The following is a 256-nucleotide window of genomic DNA, read 5'->3' as shown; positions in this document are numbered from 1 at the left end:
GGGTGCGTGCCACGGCTGATGGCATACTCGGGCACATGATTTTCCTGCCGATCGCGAAGAATCACCCAAGTTCGCAGGTGGAGAGGGGCGTCCAGCCGGATGGCAGCGGCCCCTTGATTGCTCCCCGCTCGGCGTCTGCCTGGGCTGACCAGCCTTGTGCCGCTTGGCCCGTGGAGAAGCCGCCTTTTGCCACCCGTACGCCGACGTCAGGATGCTTCATCCCGGGGGCGCCGCCGCGGCGGGTGGATGCACGGAC

At 67.6% G+C, this 256-nt stretch carries 1 pseudogene; it reads right to left on the bottom strand.

The window, feature by feature from the left end:
• Positions 1-61 precede the first annotated feature (61 nt).
• A pseudogene (locus SB754_RS21400) lies at positions 62-256 on the bottom strand (formylglycine-generating enzyme family protein); the annotation flags it as partial.

This window comes from Leifsonia sp. SIMBA_070, from assembly GCF_046534635.1.
Taxonomy (GTDB): Bacteria; Actinomycetota; Actinomycetes; order Actinomycetales; family Microbacteriaceae; genus Leifsonia.
This window is presented reverse-complemented; position numbering and strand designations above follow the sequence as displayed.